The organism is Bifidobacterium indicum, assembly GCF_036987015.1.
GTDB lineage: Bacteria > Actinomycetota > Actinomycetes > Actinomycetales > Bifidobacteriaceae > Bombiscardovia > Bombiscardovia indica.
Genome location: NZ_BTXM01000004.1, coordinates 44,507 through 63,894, shown reverse-complemented (window position 1 = coordinate 63,894; position 19,388 = coordinate 44,507). Strand labels below are relative to the sequence as shown.

Below are 19,388 nucleotides of genomic sequence, written 5' to 3'. Positions count from 1 at the left end.
AGGGGGGAGCGGGGTCTGCCAGGGACCAGCCCGACCATGCCTGGCATGTCGGCCTGCATCCCGTTCTTGTCATTCCGTCTGCTGGGCCCGCCCCGCTGGTTCATTCGTTGTCCGACTCCTGCGGAGCACCCCGACGCAGCCCCCGGAGGATCTCCTCCTGGGTTCTGGGTCTTGCCCTGATGAGCCGCCGGGATGGTTGGGCCTCACTAACATAATAAAGGCAGGCGTCGATGGTCGACAGGTCGATTCCCTCCAGGCGTGACAGGAGGATCCGGTACAGGTCGAGCTGGGCCAGTTTCTCGCTGGTCTCCTCCTCGGTCCGGGGCCTGGCACCGGTCTTCCAGTCCACGATGGTGTAGAGCCTGGAGTCGTCATCCTGGTCCAATCCCCCGCGGAAGACGGCATCCAGCTTGCCCTTGACGATGGTGCCCTCCAGAACGGCCACGATGGGACGCTCCACCCAGGCCGGGGTCCGCCGGGCCCAGTCGGATTCGGCCAGACGGCGCTCCCAGATCCTGAGACGCCGGGCCGTCTTCCCGTCCGGGCTCTGGACCGGGGCATCCTGGTTCGAGGCATCCTGGTTCGAGGATGTGCGGCCCGAGGCCTCCTGACCCGCGACAGCCCGGTCCGAGACAGCCTGACCCATGCCGTCCTCTTCGGAGTCCAGGGCCGTAACCATCCGGCGGCGTTCAGCCAGGGCCTCCGGGCCCAGGGGTCCGACCGACCCTATCAGGCGGCCGTCCGGGCCGGATTGGACGGACGACTCATCGGGTGAGCCTCCCCCGCCCTGGTCCGCCACATCAAGCAGGCCAGAGGAGTTCTGGAGGTCCGGCAGGATGAATCGTTGGGCCCAGTCGTGGAAGAGGGTGCCTGCCTGGGCCAGGGGCGAGGCCACCCGGGGCACGGGCCTGACCAGGCCCTCCCAGTAGTCCCGCTCCCTGGCGGCATCCATCGTGCCGGACCTTGCCTGGATGGAGGTGACGCTTTGGGCGCCATGACTGATGATTCCCCGGCCCGTGCGACGCAGGACGTCCAGGTCCGTGACCAGACGGTCGCCGGTGACCCCCAGACGGCCGGTGTCGACCTGGAGCACCTGGACCGCATCGGCATAGAGGCTGCCTTCTCCATGTCGGGTCCCGGTTGGATCGGTGTCGGGGCCCACCCACTCGGCGCTGCGACGAAGGGCCCGGCCGACCTTGGACCCCATGGCCACCGGCCAGAAGGACCGGTCGGTTCCGTCCCGCCTGGCTGCCAGTTGGTCCACCTGGTCCAGGGCCTCCCCCACCAGGGCATCCCGATAGGCCCCGGCATCCTGACCAAGCAGGAGGCCTACGGGAGGGGTCGGCGGGCAGACCGCACCCTCGTCGGGCTCCTGGTCGCCGGCGACGGGATCAAGCCTGATGGCTTCAGAATCGCCACGCAGGCCATCAACCAGTTCCAGCCAGAAGTTCGAGGCCTCGGCCTCGGCATCGACCTGGGGGGTGTTGAGCGCGGGATTTGTGTCGGTGGTCTGCCCGCCGAAGGTCAGGAGGAGGTCGTGCCGGGCCCTGGTCACGGCCACATAAGCCAGCCTTCGCTCGTCGTTATGGTAGCGGTTTCCGTACTCTTCTTTCTGTGACAAATACCCCTTCTTGTCCAGGAAGTCACAGGGCTCCCCCTCATCGTCCACGCCCGTGGCCCTGACCCCGCCGATCGCCTCGTCCTCCAAGGCGGCCAGATCCAGACCACCAAGGTCATCCCCGGGTTCGGATCCGGGCCTGGCGTCGTGGGGGAACCTGGGCAGGATCATGGCATCCGCCCTGACCGGAACGGGGACGGCCTGAGGATCCTCCAACCAGGTATGGGCCATGTTCAGGTAGCTGGGTGACGCACCCTCCTGCCCGCCTTGCGAGGCCCCGTCCTCCCGCTTCTGAATCTTCAGGTAGTCACCCTGACTGCTGGGAAAAGCACCTTTGGCCAACCCCACCACAGCCACGGCATCCCACTCCAGGCCCTTGGCCTGGTGGATGGTCATCAGGGCCACATCGGCATGGTTGTCGATTCCGGTATCGGGCAGGTCGGGACTCTGGACCATGGCATCCACCCAGGCCACGAACCCGGGCAGGCTGGGCCCCAGACCGGCAGGCAACTCGGAGACATAAGTGTCCACCTGGTCCAGGAGGGCCTCGATGCCGGTATTGGCCTGGCTGGGTTGGAGGGGTTGGTCAGGCCGGTCCATGGCCCGGGAAAGGACCAGGTCGATGTCCAGGTCCAGGGCCTGGATGGCGGCGATGACCACCTGCCTGAGCGGGGCGGACGACTGGGCCTGGACCCGTCGTATGACCTCGGCGGCCCTGGTGACCAGGGTGCGGCCACGGGGACTGAGCCGGGAGGTCCGCAAGAGGTCGGCCAGGTCGTCGCGCAGGAGGAGGTCGATCAGGAAGAGGGAGTTGGGCACCTGGTTCCGGTGCTCACGGACCAGGTCCTTCCTGGCCTGTCGGTCCTCTGTTTCGGGGACCAGGCCTGCCTGGAGGAGGGCCCGGTACCGACTGTCGGCATTGATGGTCTCGGCCAGGGAGGCCAGGGCACTCAGGTCGGCAGGGTTCATGTTGAACCGGGCCGAGGCCAGGAGACGCATCAGGGAGCTGCTGTCGGTATGGTCGCAGATCACCCGCAGGAGGGCCAGGAGGTCCATGACCTCGGGAAGGTCGAAGAGGGCCGAGTACCCCACCACCTGGCAGGTCAGCCCAGCCGATTCCAGGGCCTCCCGGTACTGGGGCATCCTGGACTTGGAGCGGAAGAGGACGGCCACGTGGGGGGCATCAGGGTCCTCGCCCCGACCATCGGTGCCCGGCTTGCCATACCGGGAACGGGCGTGGAGGGCGAACCGGACCACCGCGTCGATCTCCTGGCCGATGGTGCTGTACCCGAGCAGGCCGATGGTTCCCTGGTCGGCGTCATCCCTGGCCTCCAGACGGGCCACATCGACCTCGTCCATCCTGGCGCTGGAGAGGCGGTCCGTCTCCTGCCTGAGCGGGACCGTCAGGAGGTTGGCCGCCCGGAGGACCATCCTGGAATTCCTGAAGGTGCGGGAGAGGGTCAGGGGGTCCTGGTCCCCGGACCTGCCGAAGGTGGCCACCCCGCCCATCCGGCCGTCCCGGACCGTGGGTTTCTCGGCCAGCATCCCGAACTGGGACTGGAAGGTGCGGAAGGCGCCTGGGCTGGCTCCACGCCAGGCATATATGGACTGGAAGGGGTCGCCCACGGCGGTCACGGAAGACCTGGATGGATGAGAGCGGGCCCGATTCCGGTCATCGACACCATCGACGGGTGCATAACCACCGGGATGGGACTGGTCACCGGGCTGATCCCATCCGCCTGGACGGTCCTGACCGACCGGGTGTGATTCGTCAGGCTCCCCTGCCCGGTCTTCAGGATGGAAGATGGCGGCCAGGAGGAGGGCCTGGGTGGTGGAGGTGTCCTGGTATTCGTCCAGGAACACGTGGGTGAACCTGCGTCGGTAGTGGGCGCCGATGGAGGGGAAGCGGTCGACCAGCTGGAAGGCGGCCAGGGTGAAATCGCCGAACTCGGCCATGTTGGCCTGGCGCTTGGCCTTCTGATAGTAGTCGGCCAGGGTCAGGAGCTTCTCCCGGGTCCGGGCGGTGCGGAGCAGACGGTTGGCCTGATAGAGCCGGAAGTCCAGACGCTTCTTCCTCATCTTCTCCAGCTTGAGGGCATAGTCCGCGTCACTGTCCTTCTTCGCTCTTTTGGGACGATTCATGGAGGGATCAGGAGGCTCGGCGTCCGGTATGGGTCGGCCGTCGATCAGGGCCTCGGTCCGGTCGATGAAGGCCTGGTCCCAGGCCCGCACCCGGGCCAGCGCTCGGTCGAAGTCCGGGCAGTCCCTGCTGATCATGGAGGAGGTCAGGGCCTGGGTGATGCCCAGGACCTGGTTGACCGTGGTCTCAAAGGTGCCGGACCCCACGTCATCCTGGTCGCCGGCCCTGATCCGGGCCAACCGTGCCGCCTGGTCCGGCCCACCGACGGTGGCCGCCGAGAACCCCGACAGGGGGTCATCCACGTCCAGACCACCCTCGACCTGGTCCATGACCTCCTGGCGGTCGGGGAAGACCAGGTCGATGTGGTCGGCCACGACCCCGGCGGCCAGCTGGAAGGCCCCCGGTGCGCTCAGGGGCTGGGTGTCCTGGTCCATGCCGACCAGGAGTCCATACTGGCGGACGATGGACTGGAAGAAGGCGTCGTAGGTGAAGACCGAGGGCTTGAGGAAGTTCCTCTCCGGGTCCACCGCTCCGGATTGCGAACCCGGGCGGTTCCTGATGACGGCCGCGGAGACCCTGGAAAGGAGCTCGGAGGCCGCCTTCCGGGTGAAGGTCAACCCCAGGATCTGCTCCGAGGGGACCCCCTTCTCGATCAGTGCGATGATGCGTTGGGTCATGGTCATGGTCTTGCCGGACCCAGCCCCGGCCACGACCAGGAGGTCCTCACCGACCCCGGCATCGATGATGGCCGACTGCTCTGCTGTCTGTCTCATTCCTGATCCTCCAGAAGATTGGGCGCCAGCTGCTCCCAGGCCGCGCAGACCCCATCCCTGCCATGCTTGTGGCAGCGGGAGGGGTCAAAGAGGGCATCAGGGTGGTTGGCCGAGAGTCTGACCCCGGCGGCGAAGAAGATCCGGGCCACCATGGTCAGGTCCCAGGCGATTTGATCCCCGCCGGCATGGTTGCGGACCATGTCCCAGACCTCCTGGTCAACCCCCTGGGGAGATTCGACAGGCAGGTCTTCCAGGTCGGCCAACTTGGAGGGGTTCGGTACTCCGGTCCTGGCCTGGTAGTTGGAAGTGAAGGCCCCATTATGGAAGATGGGCGGCTGGTAGCGGGCCTCCTCGGGTCTGGTCCCCCTGTCGGGGTCCTTGGGAGGTTTTGCCACATCGAAGAGGATGGACTGGCTGATGGGGAGACCACCCCCCTTCCCCGGGTCGGGGGCTCCGGGCAGGGACCAGCCGGCCTCGGCTCCCGCCTGAACCCCCTCCTCGGAGGTCTGGAAGGCCAGTCCAAGCTGGTAGCAGACCAACTGGAGGTCGTTGAAGAGCTGGGTGCCGCTGTGAACACGGCCGGTCTTGTAATCCACCAGCCGCAGGTAGTGACGACCCTCTATGCACCGCGATTCCAACCTGTCGATCCTACCGGTCAGCCTGACGGCCGTTGCAGGGGTGAGCGCCTCGGGGAAACCACCGACCAGACCGGAGAGGAGGCTGAAGAACCGTTCCCGGCTCAGGGGCCTATCGGGGAAGGTGGCCCTCCAGACCCCGGAGAGGTCGTCCATGGTTATGGTCACGTTGAAGGAACGCTCGCTCTGGACCCCCTCCAGGCTACCTACAGGAACCGGTTTGTTCCCTCCGCACCCGTACCCGTCGGTTGAGCCGTGGACGAAGTAGGAGGCCAGGGTGTCGATGATCCCCTCGACCTGGTGCTCCCGACTGTGGATGTCATAGAGCCTCTTGGGGTCCAGGCCGTCAGGAGGATTCTGGGCGAACTCCTGGTATATATCCAGCAATTCGGCCGATACCCTGGCCTTGCGGTCCGTCAGGGATCGGGCATCCTGACCCAGCTCTCCCTGGTCCGGCTTGTCCAGCCCGCGATTGGTGCCCTCCTGGGCGACCCGGTGGATCAGGGAACCGAAATCGGTGGCCACCCTGCTCGGCTGGGGGCCGGAGTACCGGTCACTCATGACCCATTCCAAGGGGCATTGCCAGATTCTGTCCACGGCGGACGGGGAGAGGGAGACCACCTGAGGCAAAGCCTGATCCGATGCGTCCGGCTCTTGGGCAGGAGACTTCCCCATCGTCGGCACCGATGTCCCGACCTCTCTGATCTTGGATACCGACAAGACCGACTCCGATGCATCGGAAGGGGCACGGTCGTGACCGCCAGGACCCGAATCAGCGAGGTTCGAACCTTCCTCGACGGAATCGACCGAGGGGGATTGCCCTGTCTCGAATTGGTCTGAGCCATATTGACCTGAACCGGACTGGTCTGATCCGGACCGCATTGCCCTGGTTTGGTCTGAGCCGGACTGGTCCGCATGTTCCTCCGCTTCAAAGTCCGCATACAGGAAGGGCCAGCACCTGGGATCGGCCTCCTGCAAACCCGACTTGGAGAGCAGGCGCAGGGTATCGACGGCATCATCGATCCTGGCCTGATCGGCACCATCCTCCCGGAGGGCCTGCCTGGCCAGGAGGGAGCGGGCGGCGGCGGTCAGTCCCCTGGGTGAGACCTCCAGGCCGCCGTAATCCCGGCTCTCCTCGGCACCGGCCCCCACCTGGGTGAAGTCGGCCTGGGCCATGTCGGAGGTCCGCTCATAGAACTCGGGCAGGTAGCCATAGAGAAAGTCCGAGGGGACCGTGTCGTCGTTCCAGACGGCGCTGACCCGCACCTGCTCCCCGGCCCGGGTCACCGCCTCCAGGAACCCCTTCTTCTCGGCGTAGAGGATCGACTGGAGCCTGGGGTCATGGCTGAAGGAGGACCGGTCGGGCTCCCCGATGCGGTTGTGGAGGACCAGGTCGGCCAGGTCCTCGGCCCCGAACATGGTGTCACGGGGGGTCAGGTTGGGCCAGACCCCATCCTGGATGGCCGGAAGCCAGACCAGGGGCCAGACCCTGGCCAGGGCGGCGGCACCGGCCGGGGTGGTCAGGGTGACCGCATGCTCGATGGGGCCGATAAGGGCCAGGGAGTCCGCCTCGATCTGCATGCTGCGCACCTGGTCCATGAAGGCCTGGACGGTGCGGAATCGTTGGGAACCGGCCGCATACTGGAAGAGACGCATCAGGGCATCCAGACGGTCGTTGACCTCCTCGCCCTCCTGGGTGGCCACCAGGGCGCGCCGCTGCCAGTCATCGGCCAGCCCCAGACTCCGCCAGGCCTCCCAGAGCACGTACTGGGGCTGGGAATCAGGCAGGGCGGCAATCCTGTCGGCGGTGGTCGTGACCACCTTCAGGGCATGGCGGAGGGCGTGAACATCCGGATCCTCCATGCGGCCACCCGCGATGGCGGCCATGACGGCCAGGATCGTCTGCGAGGAATCCTGCGGATCCAACAGGAGCATGGTCTGGAGGGCGTCCACACTCAGACCGGACGCGGAGGTCGGTGCCTGCCCGGTCCCGGAAATCAGGGAATCATCGACCTTGATGCCCCTCTGCCGGGCGGTGTCGGTCTCCTGGGTCCGGATGGCCCGGGCCCAATCCTGCCACGCCGCGACCAGACCAGGCAGGGCCGACAGGGTCTCCTCGGCGGGATCCGCAGCCGCCGCGGTCGTATCCGTGTCCCGGGAGGATGTCTCCCCGCATGTCGGATCCGAGTCTCCGGAGGACCGGACCCGGGACAGGACGGCCATGGAGTCCATCAGGGATTCCAGGTGTTCCATCCGCACGGGTCGTTCATGCCGACCCTCCCCCACCTTCGCGCTGATCAGGGGACTGACCATCAGGGTGCGCAGATGCCGCCTGACCCAGGAGGCGACTGCGGCGGGGCTGGTTTCGTCGGTGGGCAGTGTGGATGGGTCCTGCACGGCCTGGGCCAGCTCGACCAGGGCGAAGAGCCCCTGGATGGTCGGGTCCTCACTGAGTGGCCGGGTGACCGACGAATATCGGACCGGGACCCCCTGAACCCTGAGTTTGCGGCCCAGGGCGCGAATGGTCGCATTGTCGTGGGCGATGACGGCCATCTCGTTCCAGTCCCTGCCCTGGGTCAGGAACTCATGCTTGACCTGCCAGACCAGGTCGTCCTCCTCCTGGGCGGGGGTATGGAAGAGCCGGGCCCTGACCGAACCGTCGGCAAGGAGGGGGTCGGCCGAGGCCAGGGGTGCCACAGGTCCGGCACCGGGCCAGGCCGGCAACTTGCCTGGTCTGCCGGGAAGGGGCCTGTCGGCCTCCTCCAGGCTGGCGATGCCGAGGGAGATACGGGCGGCCACCAGGTCCGCATAGGAACCGGGACCGTCATGGGATTCCCGATCGGGCAGGGCCGATGCCGAGTCGTCACCTGGCCCCTGACCGGAGGCGGCCGATGTCCGATCCGGACCGGATGCACCAGCTTGGCCGACGCCCCGACCATCCATGTAGGGGACCACGATACGACGCGGTTCCAGGACCATCTGCCTTGCGTCGAGGCAGGCGAAATCATCGGCCAGCATGGGGGCCGCATCCCCCTGGATACGCGCGCTGAGGCCGGTCAGCCTGGTCGCCAGGAATTCCGGATAGGACCCGCGGAAGGATTGGACCGACTGGTCGCAGTTCCCCACCAGAAGCAGACGGCACCCGGCCCGGTTCAGGGTCTGGAGGAATCCCATCCCGGCCAGGGTGACGTCCTGCCAATCATCCACGACCAGGAAGCGCGGCAGAGTCAGTCCGTCGACCCTGCCGACTCCCTCGGCCGCCCCGACCATCAGCAGGGACGGGTCCAAACGGAATTCGCCGGGGTAGGTCCGGTCGATGCACTCCAGGTATTCGTCGTTCAGGGCGAAGGCCAACCGCCATTGCAGGCCGAGACGCTCCTTCCGGTCCAGGTCGATGGACTGGGTTTCCAGGGCGGACAGGAGCTGGTCCCTGTCGCCGGAGGTGACCCCCAGCTCGGTCATCCGGGCGAACATGTCGCGCAACTGGGCGATGAACCGGTTGCTGACCCCCTCGACCTGGCCGTCCGCCTGGGTGACCAGGACCGAGGACCAGCCTGATTCGCTTTGGAAGTAGCGCTCCAGGAGCCTGCATACCGCGCAATCATCACCGGCCCGGACATGCTCGATGTGATCGGCCATGACCTGGCGAAGGAGTGCATCCTGTTCTGCCCCGTTCAGAAGTCTGGGAAGCGACGCCCCCTCTTTTCCCGTCAACGAAGCGGCCTGGGTCAGCACCTGGAAGGCCAGGGCCTGTAGGGTTCCCACGGGCCGGGTCCTGCCGGCGCTCCCCCGTTCCAGGATGACCTGGCGGCTGATCCGGTCCGCGGCGGTGCGGCCCGAAACCACCATGAAGGCATCACGGTCACCGAACGTTTCCATGCCGACCAGGAGGGCACGGGTGGCCACGGTGGTCTTGCCGCTGCGTGGCGGCCCAGCCACGACCAGGGTCGAGGTCCCCTCCCCATCGGGGCCCCTGAGCTCGCCGTCGATCAATTCCCGGACCTCGGCAGGGACCTGATCCGCGTCAACCGGTCTGCTTTCGTTCATGCCTTCAGGGTAGGCCCCAGGCTGGTCCTGTCGCGGAACATCAACCGCCCCATGGCGAGGGATGTATCCGCAACCCACGGTCCGTCAATCAGCGACCAGGGCCTTCCTGAGGTCGGCGATGTCGCTTGGGTCGGCACCATTATGGAGGAGGTACTCGCGGACGGAACCGTATCGGGTATCGATCAGGTCCAGGATCTCACGGATCAGGGCGGCCGGGGTGATGGTGATCATGGGCACCAGGCGCTTGGGGAAGTCGACACCTGAGCGGGCGATCATGGCCAGCATGGCATCCTTCCAGGCCCCCGACAGGTTGGCCTGGGAGGAGGCATAATCAGCGATGACCTGGTCACGGTCGGCTCCCGCCATGTCCAGCAGGAAGGCGATGGACGTACCGGTCCGGTCCTTGCCCGCCGAGCAGTGGATCAGGGTTCCGCGCCCCTGCCGGGCCATGCCGGCGGTGCGGTGGAGCACCTGCACATAATCCGGGCCGTTGTGGGCCACCAGGGACAGGTAGGACCTCCGGAGCGTGGCCTCGGCGTCCATCTCCTTGCCCGACTCAATGGACCGTTCCCTGTCGGCGTCGATGGGCATGGCACCGTCCAGCATGGGGATGTGAACGTCCTTGATTCCTGCGAGCTCGGGATCGGGCATGGCCCTGGCCTCGTCATCGGTACGCAGGTCCAGGACCAGCCCTATCGGGGAATCCTCCATCTGGTGCCTTCCCTGGGCGGTCAACCCATACAGGGCCTCGGACCGATAGAGGAGACCGGACCTGATCCGACCGTCAAGGGTCTTGATTCCGCCAAGATCACGGAAATTATAGAGTCCATCAATGTGTTCCATGTCTTCCCACCTTCATCTGCAACATTCCTTGCCCGAATTTAATCAGCAGGCCCCTACCCGGACCTGGGCCATTCCTTTTACCATATCCCGGACCGTTCAACCCGGGAGCTGATTATGCAGGACGCGAGCGTGACGGGACCGACCTCCCCATGCCCCACCACGAGTCACCGACCCCCCGGCTTTCCCCTATACCTGTCGGGCTTACACAATTGCCGATATATTGTGGTGCTATGACGAGCCAGCCTTCCGCAGCCCTGCCGACAGACGTTCCGGACCTGCAGGGATACCGCTATGTCCGTTTCCTGGGCCGGGGCGGAACCTCATCGGTCTATCTCTACGAGCAGGAATCACCCTCGCGCCCGGTGGCCGTCAAGACGAATGCACACAGTCAGGCCGCCCATGAGCTCTTCCTGAAGGAGGCCGACTACCTGGCCAGGCTCTCCACCCACCCCTACATCCTGACCATCCACCAGGCGGCGGTCAGCGGGGATGGGCAGGATTGCCTGATTCTGGAGTACGCCTCGGGGGGCAGCTGCAAGACGATCATGCACTCGGGGGGGCTGGACCAGGAGCAGACGCTCGACCTGGGGGTGCGGATGGCGAGCGCCCTCTACAGCGCCCACACCAAGGGCATCATCCATCGCGACATCAAGCCTGGCAACTTCCTGATCACCGAACAGGGGCTCCCCGTCCTGGCCGACTTCGGCATCTCGGCCTCCACCTACGGCACCTCCCGGGCCAAGGGGCTATCGATCCCCTGGGCGGCGCCAGAGGTCCTGGCCCATCGGTCTGGAGGATCGGAGGCCAGCGATATCTACTCCCTTGGGGCCTCCCTCTTCGGTATGCTGACCGGACGGTCCCCCTATGAGTACGGGTATCAGGTGGCCGACGAGGACCAACTCGCCCAGGCCATCATCCTCCAGGACCTGCCGACCCTGCTCAGGGGCGAGGCCTCGCCCGAGTTCGAGCGGGTCCTGGGCAGGGCCATGGCCCACGACCGGGACGACCGCTACTACACGGCTCTCGACTTCGGGCGGGATATGCAGGAGATACAGCAGGAGTTCTACGGTCATATGACGCCGTTCGTCGGTGATGGGATCGACCCTTTCCCGGACGGGGGCCATGGCGGGCAAGGCACCGGACAAGGGACCAATGCGGACCTGAGCGGCCTGCGGGGCGGTACAGGCGCTCGCGGCAATGGCGGACGGCCCGGAAGGGGGGACCTGCGCAGCGGATCAGACAGACCATCCGCCCTTACGGAGAAGAAGACACCCGGAGGATCCAAGAAGAGGGGGCCACTTTCTCGAGGATGGGCACGTCCGGCCCTGGTGGCGGGTGCGGCAATCCTGGCGGCGGCTCTGATATCCCTGGTGGTGGGGCTCGTCGTCCTGCCCGGCCGCGACAGCATCAAGGCCGGAACGACCACGACCGCGCCCGGGAATGAGACCTCGACGGCGATTCCGGAGGAGCCCGGCACCCGGGGCGATACCGGGGACCACGCCCCGGTACCCTCGGTCGTCGAGGGGAAGGGGACCTACCAGGGGTCTACGGTCACCTTCACCTGGCGCAACCCGGATCCCAAGGCCGGTGACACCTATACCTGGCATCTGCTCGGCGACCAGGGCGGCGGGCACGGATCCAGCGCCCAGACCGGGGAGACCAGGGCCGTGATCCCCCAGGCGGAGGGCGGGCAGACCTGCATCTCGGTCAGTCTGGTACGGGCCGATAGGCGGGTCTCCCAGGAGCCGACGACGATTTGCGCCACCCAGGAGCAGGGATGAGGCCCTGATCGTGGTTCGGCCGGGCATGGTTGACCACATTGTTCTCCGAGCCGATTTTCCCGGGTACGGGAAGTTAGACTCGAATCACCGGGGACCCGAATGGGCGGGCGATGAAAAAGAAGTCCTTTCCGCCAACGCGGGAGCGCCCGGGATGGCACCATGAATGCATATCGGAAGCATCATCACAAGGCAGGAGCAATGATGGATAGTGGGAGCGGGTCCTCATGGCTGCACCGGACCAGGCGACGGGTCCGCTCCCTCATGTCCGGGGCGCGCAACCCCTGGGCCATGCCGGTCATGGTTCTTCTGGCCATGCTCCTGATCGGGACCGGGGCCATCCTCCTGAACACGATCAATCGGCGGCAGGTGCAGGTTGATGACGGGAGTGTCTGGATCAGCTCCCAGGATGAACGCAAGGTGGCCCGGTTCAAGCCGGCGATAGGCGAGGCCGACGTGGCCCTGTCAACCAATACGAACAGGTTCGACCTGGCCCAGAGCGGGTACACCACCATCCTGGGGCAGGATGGGGCCATGTCGGCCATCAGGGCCTCGACCGCCAGCATCGGCGACCGGACCAGGCTGGGTGCCCAGGTCGAGCAGATCGTCAACGGGCCCACCGTCGCCCTCTTCCAGAAGACCACCGGCAAGGTCTGGGTGGGCAGGGCGGACACCCTGAAGACCATGGACCCGGATCAGAGACAAGCAGTATTGACCCTGGGCCGGGGCGGGGCCGTGGCCGTCACCCCACGGGGGTCCGTCTATGCCTTCCGCCCCTCCGATGGGGCCGTTCTGGTGGTGGATGGGCCCGACGGGAGGACCCATCATGCCCTGGATTCGATAACCGGCGGCAGGGCGATCAGGGCCGACGGTATGGCCGTGGTCGGCGACCAGGCGGTGGTCCTTTCCGGCAGGACCCTGTACTGGTCCAAGGGGTCCACCCGCCTGCACAGTTCAGGCGATCCAAGGCTGCAGGAGACCCCGGTCGACCAGGACCAGCAGGGTACCTGGGTGGGGGTCGGCGACCAGCAGGGTGTCCACCTGGTCGACCTGGACGCACCCGGCACAGATCCCACCCTGATCGCCACCGGAGGGAGCGGCCAACCTGCCCGTCCGGTCTCTTCGGGGGACTGCCTCTGGGCGGCCTGGTCCTCTCCGGGCAGGAACTTCACCCGCCTGTGCGGCACCAGGGGTGGCATGCCGGCCGGTCAGAGCCGGGGTCATGGGTCCAGGTTGGATAGCCGTCTGGTCACCCTCCAATCCATCTCCCCGACCACCAACCTGGTCTTCCGGACCAACCACCGCCAGGTCATCCTCAATGACGTCCAGGCCGGGAACGTCTGGAACCCGCGCAAATCCACAAAGATGATCAAGATCCAGTGGCAGACCATGGAGGTCAAGGAGACCCAGGCCTCGAACCAGAAGGAGGACTCGGCCAACAACCAGCAGCGGTTCGCCCCCACCTGCGACACCCGTTCAGGGGCCATCAGGGCCGAAGACGACCAGTTCGGCATCAGGGCAGGGTCCCAGACCATCCTGGACCCCCTGCGCAACGACCACCAGACGGACTGCTCGGTCCTGCAGATCAGTGACGCAAGAACCTCCAGCGGCGAGATCACCCTGGCCCCGGTATACGATGGCCGCTTCCTCCAGGTCGATGCGGCCCGGGCCCATCCCGGCACCGTCAGGATCAACTACTCCATCACCGACGGTCACGGGCAGGTCTCCTCGGCCGGCATCGACCTGGAGATCACCCCGGGCGACATGGGCGGTGAGGACAGGGCCCCGGAGCAGGTCGACACCCCATCCGAGTACGAGGTGGAGCAGGGGGCCACCATCGATGTCAACGCCCTGGCCGGTTTTGTGGACCCCGACGGGGACCCCATGACCCTGGTCTCGGCCAACCCCACCAACTCCGACCAGGTATCGGTCTCCACCCGGACCGACGGCAGGCTGACCCTGGCCGCGGGGTCCGCCACATCAGGCCGGATCAGTGTCAAAGTGACCGTTTCGGACGGAAAACTGAGCGGGGAGGGACTGGTATACTTCTCCATCAGGCCGGCCAACACCCTGAACCCCCTGGTCGACCCGGTCATCCGGCAGGTCCAACCCGGACGGGCGGTCAGGATAGGCCTGAAGCAGGCCGTACACGGCAATTCGGCCCAGCCCCTACAGCTGACCAGGGTCGAACAGCCCAAGGAGACCCGGGTGGAGGCCAACACCGAGGACCTCTCCTTCACCTTCAGCTCACAGACGCCGGGCACCTACTACCTGCCCTACGCGGTGGCACAGGGCGACCATGCCACCCAGGGGTTGGCCCGGTTGGAGGTGGCGCATATCAAGGGGGATGCGGCCAAGCCCGTCGCCGTCAACGACGTGGCCCTCCTGGGAGCCGACCAGACCGCGATCGTCGAGCCCCTGGACAACGACCTGGACCCCATGGGCGGGGTCCTCTCCCTGACCTCGGTGTCGGTGGACCCGGCCCTGGGCATCAAGGCGGGCATCGTCAACCACAAGCGGGTCTACCTGACGGCACGCCAGGTACCCACCCGACCGGTCAGGATCTCCTATACCGTCACCAATACAGCCGGCGACGCCCAGGGGACCATCACCCTGCAGCCGCCGCCCCTGGACAGGAGCGCCTCAACCCCCAAGGCGGGCAACATCAGCGCCCAGGTCCGTCAGGGAGGCCTGGTCACGATCAGGGTCATGGACCATGTGACCTACCCCGACGGCACCACGGTCAGCCTGGAGCCCGACCTGGGCAGGGACCAGGGGACCTTCAGGGGGTTGGTCTTCGTCTCCGGCGACACGGTTCGCTACCAGGCCGGGCAGGAGACGGGCGCCTACCCCGTCACCTACACGGTCAGGGACAACCTGGGCAATACCGCCTCGGGGACCATCACCTTCAAGGTCCATGCCGACAACCAACGTGACAAGCCGGCGCCGACCCCCGGTGACGTCCAGGCCCAGGTGGCCGCCGGTGCCAAGGTCCGCATCCCCATCACCCTGACGGGCATCGACCCGGACGGTGACTGCGACACCCTGTCCGGACTGGGAAACCAGGCGCCCAAGCTGGGCAGGATCACCCAGGTGGGAGCCGACTACATGGTCTATGAGTCCTATGCCGACTCCAGGGGAACAGACGACTTCACCTATGCCGTCGAGGATTGGGTCGGACAGCGTGCCCAGGGCCACATCCGCATCGGCGTCTTCCGGGGTCCCACCGGCGGGAACGTATTCAGCCGTGACGACCATGTGACCCTGAGACCGGGGACGGCGGTGGACGTGCCCGTACTGGCCAACGACATCTCGGGAGACGACACCGTGCTGGACCTGGACCCCCACCTGGAAGCCACAGGGGTCTCCGATGCCAAGGTTGTCGGCGACATGATCCGCCTGACCACCCCGGCCCAGGCCGGCACCTCGTATGTGGTCTATCGGGCCAGGAACCGGGCCGGCATCAGCGACCAGGCCACCCTGACCATCACCACGGACCCCAAGGCGCCGATACAGCCGCCAACCGTCCAGGACTACGACGTGGCCCCTGCCGACACGATCGACAAACGCACGGTCGAGGTCAACCTTGCCGGCTCCATGGCCAACCCCTCGGGGACCATGGATGACCTGAAACTGGAGGTGCACCCCAGCGCCAGCGACCATGCCCGGGTCAAGGGCGGCCCCGGGTCCACCACGCTCAGCATCGACCTGACGGGCCAGGCCAGGGCGGTGCCGTACACGGTCACCAACACCCGGTACAAGATCACCTCCACGGCCTTCGTCAAAGTGCCGGCCTACGGGGTCTTTCCCCCGACCCTGCGCCCCAAGGCGCCCGCCCTCCAGGTCCGGGCCGGGCAGAGCATCACCATCGACATCGCCGACCAGGTGCGGGTAGGGGCCGGCAAGACGGCCAGGATCGCCTCGGCCGATTCCGTTTCGGCGACTAAATCCGACGGGTCCGACCCCTATGTGGATCCGACCACCCTCAAGTTCACCGCAGGCAAGGACTATTCAGGCCCCGCCTCACTGACCTTCACCGCGCAGGACGGGGTCCCCGACGGGAAGACCATCGTCAACTCGGCCGTCCTGACCCTCCCCATCACCATCGAGGGCGGACGCGAGGAGCCGCCCTATCTCTCGGCTCCCACGATCGACCTGGTGGCCGGTGATCCGGCACAGACCATCTCCCTGAGGGCCCTGACACAGGTTCCAGAGGGGAGCCGGTCCAGCTCGTACACCTATGCCACCAGCGGGGCCAACGGCCCCATCCGGGCCACGCTCACCCCCCAGGGTCAGCTCTCCGTCAGCGCCGACAAGGCCGCCACACCCGGAGCCAAGGCCACCCTCCCCGTCACCATCACCTATGCGGGCGGCAACGTCGGGGGCGGGCTGACCTTCAGGATCGTCAAGACCACCCGTCCCCTGGCATCGGTACCCTTGCGCGCCGTCAGGGCCAAGGCGGGCCAGAGTCTCGATGTCAACGTCCTGGAGGGGGCCATGAATCCCTTCCCCGACACCCCCTTGAGAGTGGTTGGCGTGGTGACCGACGACGCATCCAAATTGACCGCCTCCTCCGGCGAGGACGGCCGGGTAACCATCAGGGCCGACAAGGACATCGGCGCCTCGACCAACACCGTCCTGGTCACCGTGGAAGACGGCACCAGGGACAAGGACAGGCGGGTCAGCGCCGCCATAACGGTCAGCATCATCGACAGGCCACAGGCCCCCAAGGTCCTGGCCGGGTCACCGCGCACCGGGGACGGGACAGTCTCCCTGGCCTGGGAACCGGGGAACGCCAACGGAAGCCCCATTGACGAATACAGGGTCTCCTACCAGTCGGATGCGGGCTCCGGGCAGCAATCCTGTTCGAGGGCCACCACATGCACCGTCACCGGCCTGACCAATGGTCGGGACTACAGCTTCACGGTCCAGGCCCACAACGAGGTCGGGTGGTCTCCGGCCTCCTCCCCCCTTGCCGCCAGGCCTGACGTGATCCCCGGCGGCGTCCGCAACCTGTCGATGGACGGCAGCGCCAAGGAAACCCTGACGGTGAGGTGGGACCAGCCCGAGAACCGCGGTTCGTCCATTGACCGATACTCGGTCCAGGCCAACGGCCCCGGATGCGGATCCATGCGCAATCGCGCACCCACATCGACCAGCGCGGTCTTCTCCGTCGATCATCAGGATGCAGGGCAGGCCTGTTCCGTCACCGTCATCCCCTCCAACATGGCCGGGGCCGGGGCGGCCGAAACCGCCTCCGGGTCCACCTGGTCCCACCCCGACCCGCCCATTTTCGAGAGGGCCGAACAGAGCGACCCCACCGACAATCCCGATCAGGTCGACCTGACTTTGACCCCGGGCGCCAGCCATGGCAAACCCTGCGGGGACATCCTGGTCACCATCGAGGGAGTCGATCCCTCGAGAGCTTCCTGGACGCTGGGATGCACCCTGCAGACGGCCACGGAGCAGATCACCCTTCCCGCCTCGGTGGCCAACCCCGGAGACACCATCCGATTCAAGGCCGTCAGCCGGATCGGCGGCATGGGCAGCGAGGGGATGTCACCGCCCACCACCAGGGAATTGACTCTTGCAGGAGGGCAACCGTCCACGATGCGCACCCTGCGGAACCGTCGAACACCAACCACCCGTAAGACCGGATATGCCCCGTCAGACGCCCGGAACCGCATGGCGGGCCGGGTCATCGGAACCAACCAGGTCTCAGCAGAGGACAAGGATTGACAGACATGAGTGACCAATTCCAGGATGATGCCACCCAGGATGAGCGCAGCCCTCTCAATGATGCGACCAGAGTGGGCGGTCCCCGATCCGGATCCGGCCAGATGCCGCCATCCCTACCCGACCCGGACCAGCCCACGGACCAGGCTGACCGGGGCGAAAGGAAGGGAGGATCCGCGGACCTGGAAGACAGCACCAGACTGGGCACCTATCAGGCCAGACCCCTGGCGGACGGCAGGCCCCTGATCCTGGACGACGGGGACGAGGGCCCGGAAGACAGACCCTCACGGTCCAGCCGCATGAAAATCCTGCAACGACAACGCGAGGCCATGCTGGGCGGTCTCGGACACAACCCGAAACAGACCAATGGTCAAAAGCCCCTTGGAGCCGGTGAGACCCAGGCACGATCGATTCCGGCCAGGCAGCAGGATGGAACCGATCCATCCCAGGCCGCAGCAGCAACCAGGAGAGCCCCTTCCCCGAGTATCTTCCCGACGGGGACCAATTCGCCCAGGTCCACGAACGCAAGAGAATCGGCTGGGTCTTCGGCACCGTCCGCGGAACAGTCCAGCCCGAACCTGTCCACGGACAAAACCGGACTGTTCAAGTTCACAGATGACGACAAACCGATTGACGCTCCGGAACAGTCCGCGGAACAGTCCAGCCCATCCTGGTCCGAGGAAGAAGCCGGTCACTCCCGGTTCACAGGTGGAGCCAGGCCGATCAAGACACCAGGGAGGACCGAAACATCCCTGTCCGACGAGACCTATGCCAGCCCGATCATCGCAACAGGCGAAGCAACCGGACACCATGGCGGGCAAACACCCACAGCCAGACAACCACCTGCAACAGGCGGCCCCACAATGGACCGCGACGACTTTGCCCGTACCTTCCGCTCCATCACCGAGAACGTCGGCAGGGCGGTCGTCGGCAAGGAGAGGACGGTGGAGTTGTGCGTCACGGCGCTGATTGCGGGTGGCCACATCCTTCTGGAGGACAACCCCGGCACCGGCAAGACCCAGCTTGCGCGAGCGCTGGCCAGGTCCATCGATGTCGAGTTCAAGCGGATCCAGTTCACCCCCGACCTCCTTCCCTCGGATGTCGTCGGTGTCACCTTCTACGACCAGGCCGAGGGGAGGTTCTCCTTCAGGCCCGGCCCGGTCTTCGCCTCGATGATCCTGGCCGACGAGATCAACCGGGCATCCCCCAAGACCCAGTCCGCCCTCCTGGAGGTCATGGAAGAGGAGAAAGTCACGGTTGACGGCAACACCTACCGGGTACCCCACCCCTTCATGGTCCTGGCCACCCAGAACCCGATTGAGCAGTTGGGCACCTACAGCCTGCCCGAGGCCCAGATGGACCGCTTCCTGATCCGGACCTCCATGGGGGCTCCCGGTCATGAGGCCAGCATGCGCATCCTCCAGGAGGCCGACATCAGGGACAGGGCCGGACTGGTCACCCCGGTGGTCGGAGCCGACGAGATTGCAGACATGGCCCGGTACGCCTCCAGCGCCTACTGCGACCCATCGATCATGGAGTACATCATCCGAATCATCGAGGCCACCCGCCACAGCAAGGCCATCAGGGTCGGCTCCTCCATCCGTGGAGGCCTGGCCCTTATTCGTTGCGCCCGCATCAGGGCCTGTTCCCAGGAGCGGGATTACGTCATCCCCGACGATGTCAAGGAGCTGGTCGACCCGGTCCTGGCCCATCGCATGGTCCTGGAGACCGAGACCAGACTCTCCGGTGTCGATGAGCACCAGGCACTGGCGAAGGCCCTGGCGACGGTCCCCGTTCCCACGGCGGAGCGCTGAAGAC

Annotated in this window: 6 protein-coding genes; 3 read left to right on the top strand and 3 right to left on the bottom strand. The window is 66.3% G+C overall.

The features are described 5' to 3' along the window. Window positions 1-100 precede the first annotated feature (100 nt). From AACP59_RS08265 to AACP59_RS08255, 3 genes are all read right to left on the bottom strand, one after another. Entirely contained in the window at window positions 101-4,531 is a 4,431-nt protein-coding gene (locus AACP59_RS08265) for an ATP-dependent helicase (protein ID WP_339350674.1), read from the bottom strand. Beyond that, window positions 4,528-9,213: a PD-(D/E)XK nuclease family protein gene (locus tag AACP59_RS08260; RefSeq protein WP_339350672.1), complete on the bottom strand. Its 4,686-nt coding sequence runs from the start codon at window positions 9,211-9,213 to the stop codon at window positions 4,528-4,530. Before AACP59_RS08260 ends, AACP59_RS08265 begins: the two co-directional genes overlap by 4 nt. An 84-nt stretch (window positions 9,214-9,297) precedes the next feature. After that, window positions 9,298-10,056: a tyrosine-protein phosphatase gene (locus AACP59_RS08255; RefSeq protein WP_297316276.1), complete on the bottom strand. Its 759-nt coding sequence runs from the start codon at window positions 10,054-10,056 to the stop codon at window positions 9,298-9,300. 230 nt (window positions 10,057-10,286) lie between these two features. On the opposite strand from AACP59_RS08255, the gene AACP59_RS08250 reads away from it, so the two are divergent. The 3 genes from AACP59_RS08250 (at window position 10,287) to AACP59_RS08240 (ending at window position 19,384) form a co-directional block, all read left to right on the top strand. Continuing rightward, window positions 10,287-11,837 carry a serine/threonine-protein kinase gene (locus tag AACP59_RS08250; RefSeq protein ID WP_339350670.1) on the top strand — a complete coding sequence of 517 codons (1,551 nt, stop codon included), beginning with the start codon at window positions 10,287-10,289 and terminating at the stop codon, window positions 11,835-11,837. A 198-nt stretch (window positions 11,838-12,035) separates the two neighbouring features. Beyond that, window positions 12,036-17,573 carry an Ig-like domain-containing protein gene (locus AACP59_RS08245; protein WP_339350668.1) on the top strand — a complete coding sequence of 1,846 codons (5,538 nt, stop codon included), beginning with the start codon at window positions 12,036-12,038 and terminating at the stop codon, window positions 17,571-17,573. Between the two features lie 5 nt (window positions 17,574-17,578). Continuing rightward, on the top strand, window positions 17,579-19,384 hold the full coding sequence (locus tag AACP59_RS08240; protein WP_339350667.1) for a MoxR family ATPase: 1,806 nt from the start codon (window positions 17,579-17,581) through the stop codon (window positions 19,382-19,384). The last annotated feature ends 4 nt before the right edge of the window (window positions 19,385-19,388 follow it).

Bases quoted from the DNA above. Each gene is read 5' to 3' on its own strand.
- AACP59_RS08265 (WP_339350674.1), bottom strand. From the start codon at position 4,531: ATGAGACAGACAGCAGAGCAGTCGGCCATCATCGATGCCGGGGTCGGT.
- AACP59_RS08260 (WP_339350672.1), bottom strand. From the start codon at position 9,213: ATGAACGAAAGCAGACCGGTTGACGCGGATCAGGTCCCTGCCGAGGTC.
- AACP59_RS08255 (WP_297316276.1), bottom strand. From the start codon at position 10,056: ATGGAACACATTGATGGACTCTATAATTTCCGTGATCTTGGCGGAATC.
- AACP59_RS08250 (WP_339350670.1), top strand. From the start codon at position 10,287: ATGACGAGCCAGCCTTCCGCAGCCCTGCCGACAGACGTTCCGGACCTG.
- AACP59_RS08245 (WP_339350668.1), top strand. From the start codon at position 12,036: ATGATGGATAGTGGGAGCGGGTCCTCATGGCTGCACCGGACCAGGCGA.
- AACP59_RS08240 (WP_339350667.1), top strand. From the start codon at position 17,579: ATGAGTGACCAATTCCAGGATGATGCCACCCAGGATGAGCGCAGCCCT.